The organism is Frankia sp. Mgl5 (genome assembly GCF_023242985.1).
Lineage (GTDB): Bacteria > Actinomycetota > Actinomycetes > Frankiales > Frankiaceae > Parafrankia > Parafrankia soli.
The window spans coordinates 121,734-142,873 of sequence record NZ_JALKFY010000005.1 but is presented as its reverse complement, the minus strand read 5'-3'; the positions used below and the strand labels follow the sequence as shown (position 1 = coordinate 142,873).

15 protein-coding genes are annotated in these 21,140 nt (G+C 74.5%); 6 read left to right on the top strand and 9 right to left on the bottom strand.

What is annotated here, in order from left to right; translation table 11 throughout:
* From MXD62_RS04180 to MXD62_RS04155, 6 genes are all read left to right on the top strand, one after another.
* On the top strand, positions 1 to 3,052 hold a 3,052-nt coding region (locus tag MXD62_RS04180; protein ID WP_248828096.1), incomplete at its 5' end, for an SDR family NAD(P)-dependent oxidoreductase.
* Positions 3,049 to 5,328, top strand: coding sequence for a beta-ketoacyl synthase (locus tag MXD62_RS04175; RefSeq protein ID WP_248828095.1), 2,280 nt, complete (start codon positions 3,049 to 3,051; stop codon positions 5,326 to 5,328). The genes MXD62_RS04180 and MXD62_RS04175, both read left to right, overlap by 4 nt.
* The gene (locus MXD62_RS04170) at positions 5,322 to 6,971 is read left to right on the top strand and encodes a PfaD family polyunsaturated fatty acid/polyketide biosynthesis protein (protein WP_248828094.1); all 1,650 of its coding nucleotides are present in this window, start codon (positions 5,322 to 5,324) and stop codon (positions 6,969 to 6,971) included. The genes MXD62_RS04175 and MXD62_RS04170 overlap by 7 nt, the downstream gene beginning before the upstream one ends.
* Positions 6,968 to 8,812, top strand: coding sequence for an acetyl-CoA carboxylase, carboxyltransferase subunit beta (gene accD / locus MXD62_RS04165; RefSeq protein WP_248828093.1), 1,845 nt, complete (start codon positions 6,968 to 6,970; stop codon positions 8,810 to 8,812). Before MXD62_RS04170 ends, accD begins: the two co-directional genes overlap by 4 nt.
* A complete protein-coding gene (locus MXD62_RS04160) occupies positions 8,809 to 9,432 on the top strand; it encodes a biotin/lipoyl-containing protein (protein ID WP_248828092.1) in 624 nt (207 codons plus the stop codon). Before accD ends, MXD62_RS04160 begins: the two co-directional genes overlap by 4 nt.
* Complete coding sequence (locus MXD62_RS04155) at positions 9,429 to 10,775, top strand: acetyl/propionyl/methylcrotonyl-CoA carboxylase subunit alpha (RefSeq protein ID WP_248828091.1); 1,347 nt, start codon at positions 9,429 to 9,431, stop codon at positions 10,773 to 10,775. The genes MXD62_RS04160 and MXD62_RS04155 overlap by 4 nt, the downstream gene beginning before the upstream one ends.
* A gap of 28 nt (positions 10,776 to 10,803) precedes the next feature.
* Here MXD62_RS04155 and MXD62_RS04150 read toward each other — a convergent pair whose 3' ends face one another.
* The 9 genes from MXD62_RS04150 to MXD62_RS04110 all read right to left on the bottom strand — a co-directional run bounded on the left by MXD62_RS04150 (position 10,804) and on the right by MXD62_RS04110 (position 20,913).
* Positions 10,804 to 11,760, bottom strand: coding sequence for a TIGR03564 family F420-dependent LLM class oxidoreductase (locus MXD62_RS04150; protein ID WP_248828090.1), 957 nt, complete (start codon positions 11,758 to 11,760; stop codon positions 10,804 to 10,806).
* 108 nt (positions 11,761 to 11,868) lie between these two features.
* Positions 11,869 to 12,762 carry a carbohydrate ABC transporter permease gene (locus MXD62_RS04145; protein ID WP_248828089.1) on the bottom strand — a complete coding sequence of 298 codons (894 nt, stop codon included), beginning with the start codon at positions 12,760 to 12,762 and terminating at the stop codon, positions 11,869 to 11,871.
* A 76-nt stretch (positions 12,763 to 12,838) separates the two neighbouring features.
* Positions 12,839 to 13,798 (bottom strand): carbohydrate ABC transporter permease, encoded by a 960-nt coding sequence (locus MXD62_RS04140; protein ID WP_248828088.1) that lies wholly within the window; start codon positions 13,796 to 13,798, stop codon positions 12,839 to 12,841.
* Between the two features lie 135 nt (positions 13,799 to 13,933).
* Entirely contained in the window at positions 13,934 to 15,328 is a 1,395-nt protein-coding gene (locus tag MXD62_RS04135; protein ID WP_248828087.1) for an ABC transporter substrate-binding protein, read from the bottom strand.
* The gene (locus tag MXD62_RS04130; protein ID WP_248828086.1) at positions 15,325 to 16,521 is read right to left on the bottom strand and encodes an ABC transporter ATP-binding protein; all 1,197 of its coding nucleotides are present in this window, start codon (positions 16,519 to 16,521) and stop codon (positions 15,325 to 15,327) included. The genes MXD62_RS04135 and MXD62_RS04130 overlap by 4 nt, the downstream gene beginning before the upstream one ends.
* A 246-nt stretch (positions 16,522 to 16,767) precedes the next feature.
* Complete coding sequence (locus tag MXD62_RS04125; protein ID WP_248828085.1) at positions 16,768 to 17,763, bottom strand: PDR/VanB family oxidoreductase; 996 nt, start codon at positions 17,761 to 17,763, stop codon at positions 16,768 to 16,770.
* Positions 17,764 to 17,801: 38 nt separating this feature from the next.
* On the bottom strand, positions 17,802 to 18,815 hold the full coding sequence (locus tag MXD62_RS04120; RefSeq protein WP_248828084.1) for a LysR family transcriptional regulator: 1,014 nt from the start codon (positions 18,813 to 18,815) through the stop codon (positions 17,802 to 17,804).
* 227 nt (positions 18,816 to 19,042) lie between these two features.
* Positions 19,043 to 20,275, bottom strand: coding sequence for a cytochrome P450 (locus MXD62_RS04115; protein WP_248828122.1), 1,233 nt, complete (start codon positions 20,273 to 20,275; stop codon positions 19,043 to 19,045).
* Positions 20,276 to 20,373: 98 nt separating this feature from the next.
* Positions 20,374 to 20,913, bottom strand: a complete 540-nt coding sequence (locus MXD62_RS04110) for a PaaI family thioesterase (RefSeq protein ID WP_248828083.1) — start codon at positions 20,911 to 20,913, stop codon at positions 20,374 to 20,376.
* Positions 20,914 to 21,140: the final 227 nt, after the last annotated feature.

Sequence of the window (21,140 nt, the reverse complement as noted above, 5' to 3'; positions counted from 1 at the left end):
CCCCAGCGCCGGCCCCGAAACCCTCGCCGAAATGCGCACCCTCAACCACATCACCGACTACGTCCTCACCTCCCTGGCCGCCAGCGGCGCCGGCGTGGCGGCAGGGTCGCCGAACGGCACGCTCAACGGCAGCCCCGCCGCAGCCCCCGGGGTCGAGCCGGACACCGTCCGCACCGCGCTGCTCGGCGTCGTCGCCGACCGCACCGGCTACCCCGCCGAAATGATCGACACCGGCATGGACCTCGAAGCCGACCTCGGCGTCGACTCCATCAAACGAGTCCAAATCCTCGGCGCCCTCCAAGAACACTTCCCCACCCTCCCCAGCGCCGGCCCCGAAACCCTCGCCGAAATGCGCACCCTCAACCACATCACCGACTACGTCCTCACCTCCCTGGGTCCGGTGAACCCGGCCCCGGACGGCGCCCCGAACGGCACCGCCCCGAAAGGAGATCAGCCGAAAGGAGGTGAGCCGACCGGAACGGCCGGCCTGAACGGTCACCACGCCGCCGGCCACGGCGATGACGCCGTACTGCCCCACCGGCCGGTCGAGCTGATGCCGGCGGCGCCGGTCGACATCCTGGACGCCACCCCGTTCGGCGCCGACCCGGTCGCCGTGCTCATCGACGCGACCGGCCACGACGCGCCGGCGCCTGAGCTGACGGCACTCGCCGACGGGCTGAGCGCCCGCGGGTTCGCCGTCCGCACCGTGCGGCTGCCCGGGCACAGCGGGACGGCCGGCGACGGTGCCGACCAGGCCGACCCGCTCGACGGGTGGGACGCGGCCGAGGTCGAGCAGGCCCTGGCCGGCGCGCTCGGTGGCGACGGTGCCGTCGACCTGTGCGCCCTGCTGATCGCCGCGAACGGCGGCGACGGCGCCTGGGCGGCGGGGATCCGGCGGCTCGCCGACACCGTCCTGGTCGCCAAGCACGCCGCCGGGCCGCTGTCGCGAGCCGCGGCGCGCGGCGGGCGGGCGGCGTTCTGCGCCGTCACCCGGCTGGACGGCGGCCTGGGACTGCGCGGCGACGCGCCGGCGGTGGAGCGCCTCGTCGGCGGAGCGGCAGGCGTGGTCAAGACGCTGCTGCGCGAGGAGCCGGCGCTGTTCTGCCGCGCGTTGGACCTCCACCCCGCCCACGCCCCGGCCGCGGTCGCGGAGCTGGTGCTCACCGAACTGTGGGACGCGGCGACCGACCTGGCCGAGGTAGGCCTGGACGCGACGGGAGCGCGCTGGACCGTCCGGCCCGGACCCTTCGGCGACCGGGCCGCACAGGACCACCGGGCCGCACAGGCCGAGGACATCATCATCGTGACCGGCGGGGCACGTGGGGTCACCGCGGACTGCGTGCGTGCCCTCGCGGCGCGGACCCGGGCCCGGTTCGTCCTGCTCGGCCGCACGGCGGCCGACAGCGACCCCGAGTGGGCGACCGGCGTCGCCGACGGCGGCCTGCTCGCCGCCGCCGCGGCGGCCCTGGCCGCGCAGGCCGGTCCTGGCGGGCCGCGCCCGACGCCCCGCCAGGCCGAGGCGGCCCGCCGCGACGTCCTGGCCCGCAGGGAGATCCGGGACACCCTGGCCGCGCTCACCGCGGCCGGCTCCGAAGCCGAGTACCTGGCCGTGGACATCGCCGACCGGGACGCGGTGCGCGCCGCGCTGGAGCCCTACCGGGGCCGCGCCGCCGCCCTGGTGCACGGCGCGGGCGCGCTGGCCGACAACGCGCTGACCGCCAAGACGCCCGACGCGGTCCGCCGCGTGCTCACGCCCAAGCTGACCGGGCTGCGCAACGTCCTCGACGCGCTCGGCGACGGGCCGGGCTCGCCCCTGCGCCACCTGGTGCTGTTCGCCTCGGTGGCCGGGCTGATGGGCAACCCCGGCCAGGCCGACTACGCCGCGGCGAACGAGGCGCTGGGCCGCCTCGCCGCGGGTTGGAAGCACGCCGACCGCGGCCGGCACGTCACCGCGATCGACTGGGGCGCCTGGGACGGCGGCATGGTCGACGCCGACCTGCGGGAGCTCTTCCGCTCCCGCGGCGTCGCCCTGATCGACCGGACGGCGGGCGCCGAGGCGTTCGCCGAGCAGTTCGAGCCGGCCCGGGTGGACGACGTGTGCGTCCTGGTCGGCTCCGCCGAGGCGCTGACCGGCGGGGCGGACGTCCGCCCCGCCCCGGCGCTGGTCGCCCGCCGCGAGCTGCGCGAGATCGCCGAGCACCCGGTCATCCGGGACCACCAGGTAGGCGGCTTCCCCGTCCTGCCGGCGACGTTCGGGCTCGGCTGGCTGATCAACGTGGTCGAGCGGGCCCACCCGGGGCTGACGGTGGTCGAGGCCCGCGGGTTCGACGTCCACAAGGGCGTCGTGTTCGACGGGACGGGCGAGCTGGCGTTCCGGGTGCACACCGCGGCGGCCGAGCGCGAGGGCGCCGGCACGAGTGGACGGGTCGTCGTGAAGGCGAGCGTGCGCAGCCCCGGCGCGTTGCCGGCCGGGCTGTCGCGCTACGCCGCCACGCTGGTGCTCGCCGCCGCCCCGCCGGCTCCCGCCGAGGTCGAGGACTGGCCCCGACTCGAAGCCGAGTGGACGGCGCCCGGCCCCGAGGACGGCCTGGAGATCTACACCGGCACGACGCTGTTCCACGGCCCGCTGCTACAGGGCATCCGGCGGATCGTGGCGCGCGGTGACGACCGGCTGGTCGTCGAATGCCGCCTGGACGGCGCGGAGGTGGGCCGGGGCGCGTTCGCCGGCGCCCTGCACGACCCGGTGCTGGCCGACCTGCTGCTGCACGGCCCGTCCGTGCTCGGCCGATGGCTGACCGGCCAGGCGTGCCTGCCGCTGGCCGTCGGCCGGATCGACTACCGCGCGCCGCTGCCCGCCGGCGAGCCGTTCGCCGTGGTGATCGACGGCGCGGCGGTGCGCGACACCGGGGTCACCAGCCGGGTGACCGCGGTCGGGCGCGACGGGCGGATCCTCGTCCGCCTGCACGACGTGGCGATGGTCGGGACGCCCGACATGGCCGCGAAGTTCGCCGAGGGCACCGCGAGCTGGCACAAGAAGGAGGTGTCCGCATGACAGTCGAGATGACCGGACCGGCACTCGCGACACCGTTCGTCGCGGAGGACGACGAGCTGTCTTTCGACGGGGAGCCCTTCGACAGCCTGCGACTGACCGCCACGGGACCGACAGCCGCGGCGCCGCCCACGCCAGCACCACCCACGCCAGCACCGCCCACGGCCCCGCAACCCGCCGCGGCGGCGGCCGGCGGCCCCGCACCGCGGATCGCGGAGGTCGTCCGCGAGGTGCGCGCGGTCGTGGTGGCCGCCCACGAGTCGGCGCTGAACGCGCAGCTCGCGCTCACCCGGCTCACTCTCGCGGGCCCCGGCCGGCCGTTGGCAGCCGGCTCGCAGGCGCTCGTCCTCCCGCCGGCCGCCGCGGCCGCGGGCGGTCCCGCTGTGGCGGCCGGGCCGGTTGCTCCGGACGTCGCGCCGACGGATCCGGTCGCGACGGAGGCGGCGTTCAAGCCGCTCGCCCGCTCCGGGCGCCGGGAGCTCACCGGCGCCGACCTGGCCGCGCTGGCCCGCGGCGAGGTGGCCGGCGTCTTCGGCCCGGCCTACGACCAGGAGGGCGTCAACCCGGACGTTCGGCTCACCGACCCCGGGGAGGCGACCCTGCTCACCTGGGTGGCGGACCTGCGGCTGCGCGGCGGGAGCCGCACCGCGGGCTCGCTGCACGCCGGGCTGCGTGCGCTGCCCGGCACGGCCGCGCCCGGCTCGTTCGCCGGAGCGGCCGGGTCCGGTTCGCTGGCCGACGCGCTCCAGGCGGCGGCCGCGCAGGCCGCCAAGGTGTTCGCCCTCTACGCCGGCCTGCACCTGTGCCTGGCGGACGCCCGGTTCGTCGCCGGCCCGCCGGCCGAGGACGCCGACGGCGGCCCGCGCACCGGCGCGCGGCCGCCCGCCCCGACGGTGGCCCTCACCGCCGACGGCGGGGGCTGGGACGGCACCGGCGGCGAGCTCGTCCTCGACGTCACCGCCATCGACCTGATCCCGCGGCCCTGGCTCGCCGTGCGCGCGCTGGTCCACGCGGGCGGCCGGCTGGTCGCCGAGGTCCGCGACGTCGCGGTCACCGTGCGGGAACGGCCGGGCGCGCCGGTCGGCGCCGACCATGGCGGGGCCGTCACCGCGTTCCTGGGCCGGCGCACCGCGGCCGGCGAGCGGGCGCTGCTCAGCGAGTTCCACATGGCCCACTGCGCACGCGGCGACCAGGGCGTCGGCCTCGGGCCCGAGTTCGCCGCCTACCGGGGGCGGCGGGCGACCCGGCTGCCCGGCGGCGGCCTGCGCCTCGTCGACCGGGTGATGGCGATGGACTCACGGCGCGGTGACCTGCGCGGCGGGGCGACGCACGTCACCGAGTACGACGCGGCGGCCGACTGCTGGTACTTCACCGAGACGGCGAACGCGTCCATGCCGAACTGCGTCTACATGGAGACCAGCCTGCAGGCCGCGCTGATGCTGGGCTACTACCTCGGCGCCACGCTGGCCGAGCCGGCGGAGGACTACAGCCTGCGCAACCTCGGCGGCAGCGCGACCGTGCTGCGCGAGGTCGACCTGCGCGACGCCACCATCCGCCAGCACTCGACGCTGCTGTCGACCAACCCGATGCCCGGCACGGCCCTGCAGGACTTCTCCTACTCCCTCGCCGTCGACGGCGAGCCGTTCTACACCGGCGAGTCGATGTTCGGGTACTTCAACGCCCCGGCGCTGGCCCGCCAGACCGGCCTGGACGGCGGCCGCCTCGAGCCGACCTGGCTGGACGCGCTCGACGAACGGGAGCGCCCGCCGGTCCGGATGATCGACGTGGCCGCCCGCCGGGCCGACCCGGCCGCGCCGCTGTGCGCCCGCGGCCACCTGGCGCTGCTCGACGACGTCGAGGTCGTGGACGGCGGCGGCCGGTTCGGCCAGGGCTACCTGCGCGCCGTGCGGCCGATCGACCCGGCGGACTGGTTCTTCGCCCGGCACTTCTACCTCGACCCGGTCATCCCCGGCTCGCTCGGGGTGGAGGCGGTCATCCAGGCCATGCAGGAGTGGGTCATCGACGCCGGCCATCTCGCCGGCCTCACCCGGCCCGGGTTCGTGCTGCCCGTGGGCGTGCCCCTGCAGTGGAAGTACCGCGGCCAGCTCCTGCCCTCCGACGGGACGTTCACCCTGGAGGTCCACATCAAGGATGTCAGCCACCGGCCCGGGCGGGTCCGCGTCACCGCCGACGCGAGCCTGTGGAAGCCGACGATGCGCATCTACGAGCTGATCGACGTGGCCGTGGAGCTGCGCGACGAGGGTGCGCCGTCATGGTGACCCCGGTCGCGCCCGCCCCCCGCCCCACGCCGGTTCCCCCTCCCCCGGCGGTTCCGCCGGCCGGGGCGCTCGCCCGCCGGCCGGCCGACATCCACCGGGTGCTCGGCGATCTGGAGCGGCCCTGCTACGTCGTGCGGGACGCGGCGGGGCTCGCCGTCACCGGCGACGAGCGGGCCGCCGCGGCGGCCGGGCGGGTCCTGGCCGCGGTCGGCCCGCTGCCGCCGGAGCGCCTCGGCGCCCCGGCGTTCCGCCGCGACCACCAGGTCGCCCAGGCGTACATGGCCGGGTCGATGGCGAACGGCATCGCGTCGGCCGACCTGGTCGTCGCGCTGGCCCGGGCGGGCTTCCTGGCCTCGTTCGGCGCGGCCGGCGTCGTCGCCGCCCGGGTCGACGAGGCGCTCGCCGACATCCGCCGGCGGGCACCGGGCCTGGCGTTCGGCTGCAACCTGATCCACAGCCCGACCGAGGCGGCGATGGAGCGCGACGTCGTCGACGCCTGCCTGCGCCACCAGGTGCGCTGCGTCGAGGCGTCGGCGTTCCTGGACCTCACCCCGCAGGTGGTGCGCTACCGGGTCGCCGGGTTGCGTCGCGGCCCCGACGGCCGGGTCGTCGCCGACAACCGCGTCGTCGCCAAGGTGTCGCGCACCGAGGTCGCCGAGCTGTTCCTGCGGCCCGCGCCGGCCGCGCTGGTCCGTCCGCTGGTCGAGCAGGGGCTGGTCAGCGCGGAGCAGGCGGAGCTGGCGGCGACGGTGGCGATGGCCGACGACGTCACCGGCGAGGCCGACTCCGGCGGGCACACCGACCGCCGGCCGCTGCCCGTCCTGCTGCCCGAGCTGCTCGCGCTGCGCGACAGCCTGCGCGGCGAGTCCGGAGGACGCACCGTGCGGATCGGGGCGGCCGGCGGGCTCGGCACCCCGCGCGCCGTCGCCGCCGCGTTCACGCTCGGCGCGGACTACGTGGTGACCGGCTCGGTCAACCAGGCCTCCGTCGAGGCGGCGCAGTCGCCGGCCACCAAGACGCTGCTGGCCCAGGCGGGCGTCACCGACTGCGTCCAGGCGCCGTCGGCGGACATGTTCGAGATCGGCGCGGACGTCCAGGTGCTCGGCCGGGGCACCATGTTCGCGTCGAAGGCGCGCCGGCTCTACGAGCTGTACCGCCGCTTCGACGGCCTCGACGAGATCCCGGCCGACGAGCGCGCCGGCCTGGAGCAGCGGATCTTCCGTCGGTCCCTCGACGAGGTCTGGGCGGACACCGTGACGTTCTTCAGCACCCGCGACCCCGAGCAGATCGCACGCGCGCGGGAGAACCCGAAACGGCGGATGGCGCTGGTGTTCCGCTGGTATCTCGGGCTGTCGTCGGGCTGGAGCATCGCCGGTGCCCCGGACCGGGTCGCCGACTACCAGGTCTGGTGCGGCCCGGCGATGGGCGCCTTCAACACCTGGGTGCGCGCCAGCGCGCTCGAGCCGCTGGCGAACCGGCACGCCGCCGTGATCGCCGCCGAGCTGATGCGCGGCGCCGCGTTCACCAGCCGGGCCGCCGCGCTGGCCCAGGCCGGCGTCCGGCTGCCGGCGCTCGCCACGACCTACGTGCCGCGGCCGCACCTGCCGCGGCCAGATTCCGATCCGGGAGAGCAGGCACCATGACAGCATCGGCAACCCGGCAACGGCCCGAGGCGGATCTCGGGACGGCGGAATGGCTCGTCTGCGACGGCTGCCGCCGGATGATCTACGGCCGGCGGTTCGCCCGCGGCGGGCACGTCTGCCCCGAATGCGGCTGGCACGCCCGGCTGACCGCGACGCAGCGGATCGCGTTGCTGCTCGACGAGGGCTCCGCCGAGGTGGTCGACACCCCCGTCACCGCGGCCGACCCGCTGGAGTTCGTCGACACCCGGCCGTACGCCGACCGGTTGCGCTCGGCGCGGGCGTCCACCGGGCTGCCCGAGGGGGTCGTGGTGGCCCGCGGACGGATCGAGGGTGCCCCGGTCGTCACCGCGGTGATGGACTTCCGCTTCCTCGGTGGCAGCCTCGGCGCCGCCGTCGGCGAGGCGATCACCGGGGCGTGCGAGATCGCCCTGCGCGAGCGCACCCCGCTGCTGCTGGTGACCGCCTCCGGCGGCGCGCGGATGCAGGAGGGCGCGCTGTCGCTGATGCAGATGGCGAAGACGGCCCAGGCGATCGGCCAACTCGACGAGGCCGGCATCCTCACCGTCTCCCTCATCACCGACCCGACGTTCGGCGGGGTCGCGGCCTCGTTCGCGACGCTGACCGACGTCATCGTCGCCGAGCCCGGGGCACGGCTCGGTTTCGCCGGGGCGCGGGTGATCGAGCAGACCATCCGGCAGACGCTGCCACCCGGCTTCCAGACCGCGGAGTTCCTGCTGGCGCACGGCGTCGTCGACCTGATCAGCCCGCGGGGGCAGCTGCGTCCGACGCTGGCCCGCCTGTTCGGCGTCGCCACCCGCCGCCCCGGCACCGCGCCGGTAACGCCCGGCGACGGGCACAGCGCTGGTGACGGGCGCGGTGCCGGCGACAGCCGCGGCGCAGGCCACGGCGGTGACGGTGTGGTGCGGGATCCGGCGCGGCTGGCGGACCGCCATCCGTGGGAGGCCGTGCGGCTCGCCCGCCGGCTGGGCCGGCCCAGCACGCTGGACTACATCGGCGCGCTGGTCGAGGACTGGACCGAGCTGCACGGCGACCGGGCCGCCACCGACTGCCCGGCGATGGTCGCCGGGCTCGGCCGCCTCGACGGGACGCCCGTCGTCGTCATCGGGACGCAGAAGGGCCACACCGCCACCGAGCTCGCCGCCCGCTCCTACGGCATGCCCTCGCCCGGCGGCTACCGCAAGGCCGCGCGGGTGATGCGGCTGGCCGCCAAGTTGGGCCTGCCGGTGATCACCCTCATCGACACCGCCGGCGCGCACCCCGGCATCGAGGCCGAGCAGAACGGGCAGGCCGTCGCCATCGCCGAGAACCTGCGGGTGATGGCCGGACTGCCCGTGCCCGTCGTCGCCGTCGTGACCGGCGAGGGCGGCAGCGGCGGGGCGCTGGCCCTGGCCGTCGCCAACCGGGTGCTGATGTGCGCGAACGCGATCTACTCGGTGATCAGTCCCGAGGGCTGCGCCGCCATCCTGTGGAAGGACCCTGCGGCCGGGCCGGACGCCGCGGCGGCGCTGCGGGTCGACGCCCGCGCGCTGCTGGCCGCCGGGATCGTCGACGGTGTCGTCCCCGAGCCCGACGGCGGCGCGGACGTCGATCCGCTGGCCGCCGCCGACGCGCTGCGGGCCGCCCTCACCGGCGCGCTCGCCGAGCTGGCGCCGCTGGACCCGCCGACGCTGGTGACGGCCCGACGGGCCCGGTTCCGCCGTTTCGGTACCCCGGCCCCGGCGGGCGGGGCCGCCCCGGCTCCCGTCGTCCCGGCGGCACGTCCACCACTCGGCGCGGGACGGACCCATGCCGATCTCGACGATGCGAGGCGCGTGTCATGACCACGTCCACGGCAAACGGCCGGTCCACGACGACGGCGAACGGGCACGGTGACATCGGCACGGTGCTGGCGGTGCTGCGCCAGGAGGCGCTGGAGGTCGGCGCGCGCGGCGCGCGGCCGGTCAGCCGGGTGCGGGTGACCGTCGGCGACGTCTCCCTGGAGGTCGACTGGGCCGGGCCGGGCGGGGCCACCGGCTCCGACGGTCCCGGTCAACACAGCGCGCCCCCGCAGGTCAACGGCTCCGGCGGTCTCGGCTCAGTCAGCGCCGCGCCCAGCGACACCAACGGTTCCGCCGCGTCGGGCGCTGACGCCGGTGTCGGTGCCGCGGGACCGGCCGGTCCGGCGGACGACGACGCACTCGCGTTCGTCATCCCGGCACACACCGTCGGCGTCTTCTACCACGCGCCCGAGCCGGGCGCGGACCCGTTCGTCCGCCCCGGGGACACCGTCGTCGCCGGCCAGCAGGTCGGGATCATCGAGGCGATGAAGCTGATGATCCCGGTCGAGGCGGAACGCGGTGGGCGGGTCCGGGAGATCCTGGTCGCCGACACCACCCCGGTCGAGTACGGCGAACCGCTGCTCACCCTCGACGTCTCGGCACCCGCCGGCGGCACCTCGTGATCAAGAAGGTCCTGATCGCGAACCGCGGGGAGATCGCGCTGCGGGTCGCGCGCACCTGCCGCGAGCTGGGCATCGCCACCGTGGCCGCCCACTCGTCGGCGGACCGGGATTCCGCCGTCGTCTCCTTCGCCGACGAGTCCGTCCAGATCGGCCCGGGGCCGTCCCGGGACAGCTACCTCAACATCCCGGCGGTCATCGAGGCCGCCCGTATCCGCGGTGCCGACGCCGTCCACCCCGGCTACGGCTTCCTCTCCGAGAATCCCGACTTCGCCGAGATCTGCGCGGCCGAGGGCCTGACGTTCATCGGCCCGCCGCCCGAGGTGATGGCCCGCCTCGGCGACAAGGCCGTCGCCCGCCGGATCATGTCCGAGGCCGGGCTGCCCCTGCTGCCCGGCAGCCGGGACACTCCCGACCACCCCGAACAGGCCGCGCAGGTGGCGGCCGAGATCGGCTACCCGGTCATCATCAAGGCGGCGGCCGGCGGCGGCGGGCGCGGGATGAGCGTCGTGCACGACCCGGACGGCTTCGAGCGCGCCTACCGGCACACCCGCTCCACCGCCCAGGCGGTGTTCGGGGACGGCCGCCTGTACGTCGAGCGCTACCTGGCCTCGGCGCGGCACGTCGAGGTCCAGGTGCTCGCGGACGCGCACGGAAACGCCGTGCACCTGGGCGCCCGGGACTGCTCGCTGCAGCGCCGGCACCAGAAGCTGGTCGAGGAGACCCCGGCCCCCGCCCTGCCGGCCGAGATCGTCGAGCCGCTGTGTGCGGCCGCCGTCCGCGGCACCCTGGCCAGCGGGTATGTCGGCGCGGGCACCTTCGAGTTCCTCGTCGACGGCGCGGGCCGGTTCTACTTCATGGAGGTCAACTGCCGGCTGCAGGTGGAGCACCCGGTCACCGAGATGGTCACCGGGCTCGACCTGGTCGCCGAGCAGATCCGGATCGCCGCGGGCGAGCCGCTGGGCTACGGCCAGGACGACGTCGACCCGCGCGGGGTGTCGATCGAGTGCCGGATCAACGCCGAGGACCCGCGTCGCGACTTCGCCCCGGCGCCCGGTTCGCTCACCGAGTTCACCGTCCCGGCCGGGCCGTTCGTCCGCGTCGACACGCACGCCGCCCCCGGGTACCGCATCCCGGCCTACTACGACTCGCTGGTCGCGAAAGTGGTCGTCTGGGCCCCGGACCGCCCCCGGGCCCTGGCCCGGATGCGCCGCGCCCTCGACGAGCTGCACGCCGACGGTCCCGGGGTGGTCACCACCGCCGGCTTCCTCCGCCAGCTGCTCGACCACCCCCGCTTCGTGGCCGCCGAGCACGACACCGTCCTGATCGAGTCCCTGGCCCACTGACCAGAACCGGGGTGGTCCGGAGCTGGGCTCAGAGTTCCGGGGCGAGGGTGGCGAGGAACTCCGTCGTCCGGCGCCGGGAGGCGGCGCGGGCGGCGGGGTCGGCGCCGAGCGGGATGGGGCGGGCCGCGAGGTCGGTGACGCCCGCGTCGCGGTAGGAGCGCAGCCGGTCGAGGATGGCGGCCTCGTCACCGGCGGCCATCACGTCGCCCACGCCGCGGGCGTCGCCGCGCTCGAGCAGCCGCAGGTAGTTCGGTGAGGTCTCGGCGTGGCCGAGGGTCTGCTCGGCCAGCTCGCGCGCGGCGTCGGCCTCGCTGTTCGGGCACAGTGCCACGGGGACGCCGGCGACGACCCGGGGTGCCGGGCGGCCGGCGTCGAGGGCGGCCTTCGTGATCCGCGGGACCACGTGGTCGCCGACGGCGCGCTCGTCCGCCATCCACAGGACCGTTCCGGCGGCGCGCGCCCCGGCGATGCCCAGCATGACCGGCCCGAGCGCGGCCAGCAGGAGCGCGGGCGGGGCACCGTCGGTGACGTCGAGCGGGCTGTGGACCCGGTAGGTGTCGTTCTCGACGTCGATCCGGTTCCGGCCGGCGAACGCCGCGTTCAGCACCTCGAGGTAGTCCTGCGCGAGGTGCGCCGGGCGCTCGTAGCGCAGGCCGAGCTGCTCCTCGACGATCCAGTGGTGCGACGGCCCGACCCCCAGTGCGAGACGCCCGCCGCAGATCGCCTGCGTGGACAGCGCCTGCTGCGCCAGCGCCACCGGGTGCCGCGTCTGGAGCGGGACGACCGCCGTACCCAGCTCGATCCGCCCGGTCGCCTGCCCCATCAGCGCGACGACGGTGAGGGCGTCGAAGGCTCCGGGGACCTGCGGAATCCACATCGAGGCGAAGCCCAGGGCCTCCGCCGTCGCCGCGTCCGCGGCGAAGCCGGCCGCCCGCTCCCCGACCGCGCGGTCCCGGTCCGAGCCGATCATCAGACCGATGCGCATGCGGTGACCCCCCGGGACCTCGGACCTGCGGCGCGCGGGTCCCGTGCCGGCACGGGACCCGCGGGAACAGCACCGAACGATACCCAGCCGGATCGGTACCAGCGGGCCTTACTTGAGGCCGGAGCGGACGAAGGCCCCCACGACGTGTCGCTGCAGCAGCAGGTAGATCCCGAAGATGGGCAGGCAGGCCAGGCCGGAGCCGGCCATCAGCCCACCCCAGTCGGGGCCCTCCACGCCGACGAACAGGCCGCGCAGGCCGAGCTGGACGACCGAGTCGGCGCGCTGGAGCACCAGCGCCGGCCAGAAGTAGTCGTTCCAGGCGTTGATGAACAGCACGATGCTGAGCGCGGCCAGCGGGGCGCGCAGGTTGGGCACGACGACCGTCCACAGGATCGACCAGGACGACCGCCCGTCCATGCGGGCGGCGTCGAGCAGGTCGCGGGGGAAGCTGGCCATGTGCTGGCGCAGCAGGAGCACGCCGAGCGCGGAGGCGAGGTTCGGGACGATCACGCCGGCGAGCGTGTTCAGCAGGCCCAGGCGGTACAGCAGGGTGTAGTTCGGCAGCATCGTCACCTGGAACGGCACCAGCCACGTCCCGACGAACGCCAGGTAGAGCAGGGTCTGGCCGCGGAAGCGCCAGGCGGTGAACGCGTAGGCCGCCAGCAGGCCGACGAGGAGCTGGCCGAGGGAGATCAGCGCGGCCACGGCGAACGTGTTGAGGATCAGCCGGCCGATCGGGATGACGTCCCAGACGTGTGTGTAGTTGCCGACGGAGAGCGGCCACGGGAACAGGGAGACGTTGTAGACCTCCTCCGGCCGGCGCAGCGAGGTGGCGTACATCCAGTAGATCGGGAAGATACAGGCGAGGCTCAGCGCGGCGAGGACGCCGTGGCCGACGGCGGTGCGCAGCCACACCCGCGCGCCGGTCTCGCCGGCGAGGTCCGCGACGGCGGACGGTTCCCCGCGCGCCGGTGCCGGCGCGGTCGTTTCGGCCACCGCCATGGCGAGCCCCCTTCAGTGATCGTGCCGGCCGTCAGCCGTCAGCCGCCTGTCGCGCCTCGCCGACGGCCGGCGGGCGTCAGTTGTCGTGGAAGGTCAGTCGGTCGGAGAGGCGGACGAGCCCGACGGCGACCACCCCGAACGCGACGAAGAACAGCAGCCCGGCGCTGGCCGCGAAGCCGGCGTCGAAGTTCTGGAAGCCCCACTCCCAGAGCAGGTAGTAGACGTTCGTCGTGGCGGAGTCCGGGCCGCCCTGGGTGAGGGTGTCGATCAGCGGGAACGTGAGCTGGCCGGACATCAGCACGGTCATCAGCGCGAGGAACACCAGCGTCGGGGAGAGCAGCGGCAGGGTGATCCACCGGGTGGTCTGCCAGCGCGAGGCCCGGTCGAGCATCGCCGCCGCCGTGTACTCGTCGTCGATGCCCGCCAGGCCGGCGCTGACGACGAGGACGGCGAAGCCGAGCAGGTGCCACCCGGTGATCACGACGATGGCGATCTGCGCCGGCCCCGGCTCGTGGATCCAGTTGATCGGATGTCCGATCAGCCGGTCGACCGCGCCGCTGGTCGGGTCGAGCATCCACTGCCACACCGCGGCGCCCGCCACCGGCGGGACCAGGACCGGCGCGAAGATCATGGCCCGGTAGACGGCGCGGCCGCGGCCGCGGATGGCGGACGTCCACAGGGCGACGACGGTCGGCAGCGCGACGGTGAACAGCAGCAGCGCCAGCGTCATCGCCGCGGTGAGCCACAGGGCGTGCCACAGGTCGGGCAGCTCGAGCAGCCGGCGGTAGTTGTCCAGGCCGACGGGTTCCTTCGGCGTGGTCGGCAGCAGGTTCCAGGAGAAGAACGACAGGTTGACCGCGGCGGCGAGCGGCCGGTACGTCCACACCGCCAGGCAGCCGAGCGCGGGCAGCAGGAACAGGTACGGCGGCAGCGCCCGCAGCAGCCGCCGGGCCGGCGACGGCCGCGCCGCCGCGACCGGTGTGGCCGTCGCCGCCCGCCGGGGCAGCACGTCGATCTCGACGAAGGCTCCGGTCATCACCCTTCCTCCAGGTCGCTACGGCAGATCGGTTCAGCACGGCAGATCGGTGCGGACGGCGTCCCGCCCGCCGCGCGGGACCGGCACGGCGGGCGGGACGGGCACACAGGTGGAACAGGCGGAACAGGCGGATGGTCAGGACCGGGGCAGCAGCTTCGCCGCCTGGTTCTGGGCGTCGGTGAGCGTCTTCTGCGGGTCGGCGCCGCTGTAGACGACGCTCTCGACCGCCTCGAGCATCCCGGTGCGGATCTGGACGTAGTTGTTGCCCGGGAAGGACACCCACGGCTTCAGCTTCGCGAGCTGGTCGACGTTCGGCTGGACCAGCGGGTTCTCCGCGGCCCAGGTCTTCAGCCCGTTCGGGTCGTCGAGCAGCCCGGTGCGCAGCGGCAGGTAGCCGATCTTGCTGGTGATCTGCGTGTAGGCCGCGTCGCTGGTCAGGTAGGTGATCAGCTCCCAGGCGGCCCGCTGCTTCGCCGGGTCCTTGGCGAACATGAACAGCGCCGCCCCGGAGTTCGTCGGCACGACCGGCTTGCCGGTGAAGCTCGGCATGACGGTGGCGCGCAGCGTCCACGGCGGCTTGGCACCGCCGGCGCCCTTGATGAAGGTGCCCTGCGCCGCGCTGGTCTCGACGATCATGCCGATCTCACCGCGGGCGAACGCCGGGTAGGCCTGGTCCTGCGACAGCTTCGGGCTGGCGCCGGAGTTGACCAGGTCCTGCGCCATCTCGACCGCCTGCACCGCGGGCGCCTCGGCGAAGGTGAGCCTGGTGCGGTCCTCGGAGATCACCGAGCCGCCGTTGGAGGCCACCACCGCCTGGTAGCACCAGTCACCGGAGACCTTGGTGAAGCAGTCGATGTAACCGCCGTTCTTGCCGGTCTTCGCCTTGATGGCCAGCGCGGCGGTCTTGAACTCGTCCCAGGTCGTGGGCGGCTTCTCCGGGTCGAGGCCGGCCTGGGTGAACAGGTCGGCGTTGTAGTAGAGCACCGGGGTGGAGAAGACGAACGGCACGCCGTAGGTCTTGCCGTCGACGTCGCCGAGGGTGCGCGCCGCCGGCGCGAACGGGTGGGTGCCGGCGAAGTTCTCCTGGACGGCGTCGCGCCCGACGATGTCGTCGAGCGGCTTCGCGCCGAGCGCGGTCGTCGTGTAGCCGAGGTCGCCGAAGGTGAGCTGGGCGACGTCGGGGGCGTTGCCGGTGGCGATCTGGGCCTGGATGCTCGCGGTCGCCGCCGAGCCGTAGCCCTTCAGAGTGGAGGTCTGCGGCTTCTGCGCGGTGACCGAGATGTTCGGGTGGGCCTTCTCGAAGTCGGCGATCAGGCCGTTGAAGGTGTCCGTCCACGGGCCGGGCTGGGCGAGGTTGTAGCTCTCGAAGACAATCGAGACCTTCTGGTCCGGCCCGAGCTCGGGCACGACCCCGGCGGTGGACGTCCCGCCCGCGTCGGCGCCGTCGTCGGATCCGCAGGCGGCGAGGGTGAGGGCGAGCGCGGCAGCGCAGGCGGCCGCCACGCCCCGGGCAAAGCGCCGTCGTTTCACGTCGAGCTCCTTTGATGAGTGGTCACGCCGTCGTGGAGTGCCGCGGCCGGCTCGTGGTCGGCCGACTGGCGGTCGGCCAGCGGGCGGTCGGCCAGCGGGCGCCAGGCGAGCCGCCGGCCGCTGTGCCGGTCGAACAGGTGGATGTGGTCGCGCGCCGTGGTGAGCGCGACGGGCTGGCCGGCGGCCAGCCCGAGGGGGCGGGCGCCCCGGAAGTGCACGAGGGCGCCGCCGACCGCGCACTGCGCGGACTCCTCGGCGCCGAGGTTCTCCACCGCCCGCACGACACCGCGCAGCCGCGGCATCCCGCCCGGGCCCGCCGGGCCCTCGGCGGCCATCAGGTGAAGGTGTTCGGGCCGGATCCCGAGGATCACGTCGCGGGCCTCGACGTCCTCGCCGGGCCACAGGTCGACCTCGACGTCGTCGGCGAGCACCCGCACCCGGCCGTCGTGGCACTCCACCCGGGCGGGCAGCAGGTTCATCGGCGGGGAGCCGAGGAAGCCGGCGACGAACACTGAGGCCGGGGTGTCGTAGACCTCGGTCGGCGTGCCGAGTTGTTCGAGGCGCCCGCCGTCGAGCATCGCGATCCGGGTCGCGAGGCTGAGCGCCTCGACCTGGTCGTGGGTGACGTAGAGGACGGTGCTGCCGAGGGTCTCGTGCAGCATCCGGAACTGGGCCCGGGTGGCCTGGCGCAGCTTGGCGTCCAGGTTCGACAGCGGCTCGTCCATCAGGAAGGCCCGCGGGTCACGGATGATCGCCCGGCCGACGGCGACCCGCTGGCGCTGGCCGCCGGAGAGCTCCCGCGGCCGGCGGTCGAGCAGCGGGCCGAGCTCGAGCAGCGCGGCGACCTCCTCGACCCGGCGGCGGACCTCGGCGCGGGGCGTGCGGGCCGCGCGCAGCGGGAAGCCGATGTTGCGGGCCACGGTCAGGTGCGGGTACAGGGCGTAGCTCTGGAAGACCATCGCCAGGTCGCGCCGGGCGGGCGGGGCGTGGGTGATGTCCCGGCCGTCGAGCAGCACCCGGCCGCCGGACGGTGTGATCAGGCCGGCGACGAGCCGCAGCAGGGTGGACTTCCCGCAGCCGCTCGGGCCGAGCAGCACCAGGAACTCGCCGTCGGCGATGTCGAGGCTGACGCCGTCCACGGCGACGACGTCGCCGTATCTCTTCGTCAGCCCGTCGAGCTCGATCCTGCCCACGGTGGTGGCTCCTCCCCGACACAGCACTGACGTTCCGCCGTCCGCACGCCTGGGACGGGTCGTCCCGGCGGCGTTTGTGCCGGCCGTCCTCCCTGGTCAGACCCCTTGTCCGGCGGCTGAAGAATATGAGCGGAACGAGTTTTCAGGGAAGGCCCATTGCACATTCGGATGAACCGATTGGCGACATGGATTACCGGCCACACAAAATGGCCGTCGGAATAGCGGTGGAAATCCTCGGGGTGTATTTCAGATGTCCAGGACGAGACGTCCGCCCAGGCCGCGCGAGACGCAGACCATCATCGTCCGGCCGCCGTCGCGCTCGGCCGGGGTCAGGACGGTGTCACGGTGGTCGACACCGCCCTCGACCACCGGCGTCTCGCAGGTGCCGCACGTACCGTCCCGGCAGGAGGAGGTGACGGCGGCCCCGGCCGCCTCCAGCACCTCCAGGACCGACTGCCCGGGCCCGACCCGCAGCACCCGCCCGCTACGGGCCAGGCGCAGCTCGAAGGCGCCGTCGGTGTCGCGGTGGGCGGGCTCGGCGGGGTGGAACCGCTCGACGTGCAGGGCGCCGGCGGGCCACTGCGCGCAGTGCCCCTCGATGGCCCCGAGCAGACCCTCGGGCCCGCAGCAGTAGACCGCCGTCTCCTCGTGCTCGCCGGAGGCACGCAGGCCGTCCAGGACGGGGCCGAGGGGAAGCAGCCCGTGGGTGTCCTGCGGGTGCAGGACGACCCGGTCGCCGTGGCGGGCGAGGTCGTCGGCGAAGGCCATCGCCGCGCGGTGGCGCCCGCCGTAGAGCAGCCGCCACTCGGCGCCGCGCGCGGCGAGCTCGCCGATCATCGGCAGCAGCGGGGTGACGCCGATCCCGCCGGCGACCAGCAGGTAGCGCGGCGCGGCGACCAGGGGGAACGCGTTGCGCGGCTGCCCGACCGGCAGCAGCGCGCCGACACCGACCCGGTCGTGCAGGTGCACCGAACCGCCGCGGCCGGCGGCCTCCCGCAGCACCGCGATCCGCCAGTGGTGGCGATCCGCTGGATCACCGCACAGCGAGTACTGCCGCACCGTCCCCGGCCGCACCGTGACGTCGACATGCGCGCCGGGTGTCCAGGGCGGCAATGCGGCGCCGGTCGGATCGGCCAGATCGAAACAGACGACATCCTCGGCGACGTGGCGGCGGGCGCGGACCGTCAGCGTCAGCGTCTGCCGCTGTTCGGCTCGATCCACGGTGGACGGGGATGAGGACACAGGCGACCTCCGACGGAAATCACATTTCGGACCGGGGCCTAGCTCAGGCGATTTCCTGCGACGGTAACGGCGTTTGCTGCCGGGCGGACCGGCGCGGGCGCGACCATCGAGATATTCGATCGCCCCCGCTCCCGCGCCCAATCGACCTTCTCCTCAGGCGTCTCGGCGGATTCCCAGTCGCCGGCCGCGTTTTCCAGGCTCTCGAGCAGAGTTTCGACCAGCCGGGTGCGCGGCGGGCGCCACACGACATGGACGGGCAGGGTCGGAACGGGGTCGACCAGCGGAACCGCGCGCGATCCGGCGATTCCCAGGGCGCGTTCCCGGGACGCGAAGCCGACCACCGGGCGGGTGGTCACCAGCAGCGCGCTCGCCCCCGGGTCGTCGACCTCGGCGACGACCCGCAGCTTGATCCGGGCCCGGTCGGCCGACCGGGAGATCGTGTCGTACAGCGCGGGGCACTGCGCCCGGTGGAACAGCAGGCAGCCCTGCCGTTCCAGCTCGCAGAACGGCACCTGGTCGCGCTCGGCCCACTCGTGATGCTCGCCGACGACGGCCAGGATGCGGACCCGCAGCACCTCCATCGAGTGCAGGCTCGAGGTCGGCGGCAGCCCGAAGATGAAGCCGACGTCGAGCTCCCCGCTGAGCAGGCTCTTGATCTGCGGCCCGGTACGCCGCTCCCACAGCCGGGGCTGCAGGCCCGGATGGGAGCTGTGCAGGCGGGCCAGCGTGGGCGGGAGAATCCGGTGGCCGGCAGGCAGGTTGAACCCGATGTTGATTTTCCCGGCCCGGCCGGCGGCGGTGTCGCGGGTGATTTCGAGGGTGCGGCGCTTCAGCTCGAGGATTCTCTTGGCCTCACCCCGGAAGGCCTGGCCCGCGGGGGTGAGACGGACCTCGCGCGAGGTGCGGGCTACCAGTTGTACGCCGACCTCGCGCTCGAGACGGGCGAGATGCTGGCTCAGTGAGGGCTGTGTCAGGTTCAGTCGCCGGGCGGCCCGGCCAAAATGGACTTCTTCGGCGATGGCGAGGAAAGAGACCAGATGTCGAAACTCCACGAACTTCCTCCCTAATCCCCCGATCGGCCAGTCTAGCCAGCACGGGTAACAGGCGATGAAGTCGGAGTAAGGCGCGAGTAATTGTTCGGAATACATGACGCTACGGGCGGCCACCACCGAGACGGCACAGAACCTTTCACATTGTAACAATCCGGACCTGAAATGTGTTCTGCACCTCAATTCATGGAATTGCCGTACCGCCGGGGCCGAAGTGCGGATCAGCCAGATCAGCCGGGTCGGCCGGTGACCCGCACAGGCAGCGACGACATCCCACGGACGACAATGTTCGGCCGGTACGGCGGCGGATCGGCCAGCAGGGTCATCCCGGTCAGGCGGGTGGCGATGCCCCGCAGCGCCTCACCGACCTCGAGCCGGACCAACGGGGCGCCCAGGCAGTAGTGCAGGCCCATCCCGAGGGCGAGGTGGCGGCTCACCCGCGCGCCGCCCGCGTAGCGGTCGACGAGGAACTCGTCAGGCCGGTCGAAGGCGCGGGGGTCACGGTTGGCCGAGCCGAGCATGCAGATGACCGCCTCGCCGGGAGTGAACGTCCGGCCCGCCACGGTCACCTCCGCCCGGGCGGTGCGCGTGGTCACCTGCGCCGGCGCGTCGAACCGCAGGATCTCCTCCACCGCGGGCAGCGCGAGCCCGGGATCGCGCCGCAGCGCGTCGAGCTGCGCGGGGTCGCGCAGCAGCGCGAGCACCCCGTTGCCGATCAGGTTGACGGTGGTCTCGTGCCCGGCGACCACGAGGATCAGCAGGGTGCCGAGCAGCTCGGTCGTGGTGAGCCGGTCGCCCTCGGCGTGCACCTGGGCGAGCGCGCTGATCAGGTCGTCGCGGGGGTCGGCCCGGCGTGCGGTGACGAGCGCGCCGAAGAACTCGCGGAACTCCTCCACGGCGGCGGTCCGCGCGGCGAGCTCGGCCGGTGAGAGCAGGACGTCGGGGTCGAGCCCGCGCGCGATCCCGGCCGACATCCGGCGCACCGCGGGGTGCGCGGAGACAGGCACCCCGAGCAGCGCGCAGATCATGGTCAGCGGCAGCGGGTAGGCGAGCCCCTCGATCAGGTCCAGCTCCCCCGCCGCCAGGGCGTCGTCGATCAGCCCGTCCACGACCCGGCGGGCCAGCGGGCGGGTCGCCTCGATGGTCCGCGGGGTGAACGCCCGGCTCACCAGGCCGCGCAGCCGGGTGTGGTCCGGCGGCTCCATCCACAGGAACGAGCCGGGCAGCTCGACGTCACTGTCCGGGTGGAGCAGCTCCGACTCCTCGGCGTGGCTCCACACCGGGTCGGCGAGGATGGCGGCGCACTCGGCATGGCCGGGGACGAGCATCGTGCCGGCCAGCGGGCCCGGCAGGAAGGTGCCGGCCCGGCGCAGCGTGCCGTACGCGGGATAGGGGTCGTGCCGCCACGCCGGATCGAAGGACTCGATCACGGCCTGCGCGAGCGCCGCCTCCGCGTCGGGCACCGCGGGCGCGCCGGGCGCGCCCGCGACAGCGTGCGGCGTGCTCGCGACAGCGTGCGGCGTGCTCGTGGCAGCGTGCGGCGTGCTCGTGGCGGGGCCCGTCACGCCGGCCCCACGGCCGGCTCCGTGCTCGGCCCCGCGGCGGGGCCAGCGACCTCGAACAGCAGGCAGGTGGACGAGCCGTGCGCGACCAGGGCACCGGCCGGGTCGGTGACGCGGGCCTCGACCGTCGCCGTGCGGCGCCCGACGTGGACGGCCGTCGCGACGCAGGTGAGCATGCCGCCGTCCAGCGCGACCGGCCGGATGAAGTTCACCTTCAGCTCCAGCGTCGTATAAAGCACTCCGGCGGGCAGGCGGGTGTAGACCGCGCTGCCCATCGCGGTGTCCATCAGGGTGCTGATAACGCCGCCGTGCACGGTCATCATCGCGTTCGCCGCGGCCGGCGACGGGGTGAGCGTCCAGGTGGACGAGCCGTCGCCCAGCTCGGCGAGTGTGACGCCGAGGGAGTGGCCGACGCCGATGCCGGCCCGCAGCCCGTGCTCGACGAGATCGGCGAGATCACGCAGGCGCCGGGCCTGATCAGGCGCGTCGGCCACGACGACGGCGTCGGTGGTGCGGTCCCGGTCCAAGGTTCGGTCCATGGTCGGCGGTCTCCCGGTGCGTCGGTGTCGACCAACGAGTCGTCGCGCTGCATCGTGACCCCGACCGAGCGCGGATGGCGAGCCCCATTGGCATCTCGTATCGATCCATCAGCGACGCCCGGCAGCCGGCGGTGCGCGGCCAGCGGTGGACGGTCCGCGGTGCCGGTCAGCTGTCGACGGGGCGCAATCGCCCGATTGGACTCGGCACTGGGCGCTGTCTCCCGGCG